This window comes from Peptacetobacter sp. (genome assembly GCF_029264495.1).
Classification (GTDB): domain Bacteria; phylum Bacillota; class Clostridia; order Peptostreptococcales; family Peptostreptococcaceae; genus Peptacetobacter.
The window spans coordinates 1-3417 of the sequence record NZ_JARIBH010000044.1 but is presented as its reverse complement, the minus strand read 5'-3'; the positions used below and the strand labels follow the sequence as shown (position 1 = coordinate 3417).

General features: G+C 27.3%; 4 protein-coding genes. All 4 read left to right on the top strand.

Annotated elements, in window-relative coordinates:
• Positions 1 to 62 precede the first annotated feature (62 nt).
• The 4 genes from rseP to Q1J78_RS04515 all read left to right on the top strand — a co-directional run bounded on the left by rseP (position 63) and on the right by Q1J78_RS04515 (position 3259).
• Positions 63 to 1097 carry an RIP metalloprotease RseP gene (gene rseP, locus Q1J78_RS04530; protein WP_300280547.1) on the top strand — a complete coding sequence of 345 codons (1035 nt, stop codon included), beginning with the start codon at positions 63 to 65 and terminating at the stop codon, positions 1095 to 1097.
• Positions 1098 to 1168: 71 nt separating this feature from the next.
• A complete protein-coding gene (gene ispG / locus Q1J78_RS04525) occupies positions 1169 to 2224 on the top strand; it encodes a flavodoxin-dependent (E)-4-hydroxy-3-methylbut-2-enyl-diphosphate synthase (RefSeq protein ID WP_300280544.1) in 1056 nt (351 codons plus the stop codon).
• A gap of 30 nt (positions 2225 to 2254) precedes the next feature.
• A complete protein-coding gene (locus Q1J78_RS04520; protein ID WP_300280541.1) occupies positions 2255 to 2929 on the top strand; it encodes a hypothetical protein in 675 nt (224 codons plus the stop codon).
• Between the two features lie 195 nt (positions 2930 to 3124).
• The gene (locus tag Q1J78_RS04515; protein ID WP_300280538.1) at positions 3125 to 3259 is read left to right on the top strand and encodes a hypothetical protein; all 135 of its coding nucleotides are present in this window, start codon (positions 3125 to 3127) and stop codon (positions 3257 to 3259) included.
• The last annotated feature ends 158 nt before the right edge of the window (positions 3260 to 3417 follow it).

The following is a 3417-nucleotide window of genomic DNA, read 5'->3' as shown; positions in this document are numbered from 1 at the left end:
AAATATAATTAATAATATTATTAATTATATTTGTTAAAAAGAAAAAATAAAGGGGGAATATAATGAGCGTATTAAATATAATTTTCATAGTATTATTATTCAGTTTTATAGTACTATTCCATGAATTAGGACATTTTATATTTGCAAAAAGAAGTGGAATAGGAATAATTGAATTTGCAGTAGGTATGGGTCCTAAAGTTTGGAGTATTAAAAAAGGTGAAACAGAATATTCTATAAGATTAATACCAGTTGGTGGATTTGTAGCAATGGCAGGAGAAGATGGAGCAGAAAATGATCCAGAGCTTACTCATATGGATTCTTTTGATGAAAAAACTATATGGCAAAGACTACAAACAATAGCAGCAGGTCCTATATTCAACATAATTCTTACAATAGTATTATTATCAGGAGTATTTTCATATATAGGAACTCCTACTACAGAAGTAGCAAATGTAGTAAAAGGAACTCCTGCATATGAAGTTGGAATAGAAAAAGGAGATAGTATTGTTTCAATAAACGGAGATAAAGTAAGTAAATGGGAAGATGTTGGAATTAATATAGAAAAAAATGGAGCTAAAAAAGCAAAATTAGTAGTAAATAGAGAAGGAAAAGAGAAAACATTTGAAATAACTCCAGAAAAAACAAAAGAAAATAGATATGTTTTGGGGATAGAAGCAAAATTAAATAAAAATCCATTTACAGCTATAAAAAAATCGATAATAGCTACTTGGCAGATGAGTGTACAGATGGTTACATTTGTAGTACAGTTATTTACAGGAAATCTTCCTATGAAAATAACTGATGCTGTTGGAGGACCAGTAGCAGTAATATCTGTTGTAAATGAAGCTAGTAAAGTTGGAGTAGTAAATCTTATATATGTAATGGCTGTAATAAGTTTAAATCTAGGAATACTTAACTTATTACCAATACCAGCACTTGATGGTTTTAGAATTTTAATGCTTATAATAGAATTTTTAAGAGGTGGTAAAAAGTTTGATAGAGAAAAAGAAGGTATGGTCAACTTTATAGGATTTGCAGTGCTTATGGCATTTATAATATTTATAACTTACAATGATATATTAAAACTTATTAGATAAATTAAGATTATATAAATAAAATTGTAAAGTACATAGGTAAAAGTATATATTAAAATTTTGGAGGGATTATTTTGTCTTACAATAGAAAAAAAACAAGAGTTGTCAAATGTGGTAATGTAAAAATAGGTGGAGATAATCCTATTAGTGTTCAATCTATGACAAACACAGATACAAGAGATGCAAAAAAAACTATAGAACAAATAAAAAGATTGGAAGAAGCTGGTTGTGAATTAGTAAGAGTTGCAGTTCCAGATATGATAGCAGCAGAATCTATATCTGAAATAAAAAAAGGAATAAATATACCATTAATAGCTGATATACATTTTGACTATAGACTTGCACTTAAAGCTATAGAACAGGGAATTGATGGTGTAAGAATAAATCCAGGAAATATAGGAAGTAGAGAAAGAGTAAAAGAAGTTGTAGAAGCTTGTAAAGCTAATAATATTGGAATAAGAATCGGTGTAAATGGTGGATCACTTGAAAAACATCTTCTAGAAAAATACGGTGAACCTTGTGCTGAAGCAATGGTTGAAAGTGCTATGGGTCATATAAAAATACTTGAAGATTTAGATTTTCATGATATAGTTATATCTCTTAAAAATTCAGATATATTTAGAACAGTAGAAGCTTATGAACTTATGTCTGAAAAAGTGGACTATCCTCTACATATAGGGATAACAGAATCTGGAAGTATAAAAAGAGGTACTATAAAATCTTCTATAGGAGTTGGAAGCCTTTTAATGAAAGGAATAGGAGATACTATGAGAATATCATTAACAGGAGATCCTGTTGAAGAAGTAAAAGTAGGTAAAGATATATTGAGAAGTCTTGGACTTTTAAATGATAAAATAAAAATAGTATCTTGTCCAACTTGTGGTAGAACTCAGATTGATTTAATAAATATGGTAAATGAAGCTGAGGAAAGAATAGGAAATATGGAAAAAGACATAACAGTTGCTATAATGGGTTGTGTTGTAAATGGACCAGGAGAAGCTAGGGAAGCTGATATTGGTATAGCTGGTGGAAAAGGAGAAGGGCTTCTATTCAAAAAAGGAGAAATTATAAGAAAAATTCCTGCTGATAGATTGATTGATGAATTAGTAAAAGAAATAGAAACATTATAATTCATATACATTGTTATAAGGAGGTAAAATATGAAATATAAAACGATAAATATAAAAAATGGTGGATACTTAGAAAGCATAGAAGGAAATCCTGATTGGTATTTTTGCAAGAAGTATAATGATAATTTTTTAGATTTATTTGAAGCTGAAGAAATAATAAAATCTGGAAATAAATTTGATGGAAACAATGTTTATTTAGTTCATTATCCAGATGGAAAAGTCTTTAACTTATTTGAAAGAAGAGAAAATATATATATTGAAAGACCTGTATATAGTAAAGGAAAGATATATTTTCTAGAAGTTGATTTTAATAAAAATATTATGATTTTGAACTCTTTCAAATGTGATGATATTTTATCTTCTTATGACTTAAATTCGATAAAAAAAGTAGAAACAGAAATTTCTTTATCAGAAATAGAGGATTGTTATAATCTATTATTAGAAATAGAACCTATAATGATAGTAAGATGTCCCAATAATGGAACTTTTGAAATTATTTATCCAGAAAGAAAAACATATAAAATAGAAAACGAGGAAAGTTTTGTATTCAGAGATTATGATGATATGTATTTTAGTAAATGGGTTGAAGAACCTGAATATAAAGAATTCATTATTTTAAGAGATTTTCATACTGGAGAGAAAAGAGAAGTATATTGTGGAGATATTTTTAGAATGCCAAATGGAGAAATATGGAAAATTAAATAAAAGAAAAGGGCTATCAAAATTGATAGCCTTTTTTGTATGAAAATTTATAGATTTATATAATTTAGGATTATAGAATTAATGATATAAAATTCAAAACTAATTTAAATAAAAATATTTCTTTACAAATAGTAAAAAAAGTATTATTATGTTATATATAACAGTATTGAAAAAAATAATAAAAAGGGGTTTACAAATATGTTTAAGTTTGCGAAAATCAAGACAGACAGACAGACAGACAGACAGACAGACAGACAGACAGACAGACACTATAAGTCTGTTGTTTTAGAATGTAAACTTTTAGAAGAATATATAAGGCATAGTCATTTTTAGGATAACTATGCCTTTTTTTATTATTTAAAAATAGATAAATTTATATTTAGGAGGATTTGTTATGAATAAAAATAGAAACAGAATAGCAGCAATGATGATGGTTGCAGCTATAACAGTAAGTTCTGTTGCTATACCTGTAGAGGCAGCAGTAGTAAATA

Coding starts and splice junctions, on each gene's coding strand:
- Q1J78_RS04520 (WP_300280541.1), top strand. CDS start 2,255: ATGAAATATAAAACGATAAATATAAAAAATGGTGGATACTTAGAAAGC.
- Q1J78_RS04515 (WP_300280538.1), top strand. CDS start 3,125: ATGTTTAAGTTTGCGAAAATCAAGACAGACAGACAGACAGACAGACAG.
- rseP (WP_300280547.1), top strand. CDS start 63: ATGAGCGTATTAAATATAATTTTCATAGTATTATTATTCAGTTTTATA.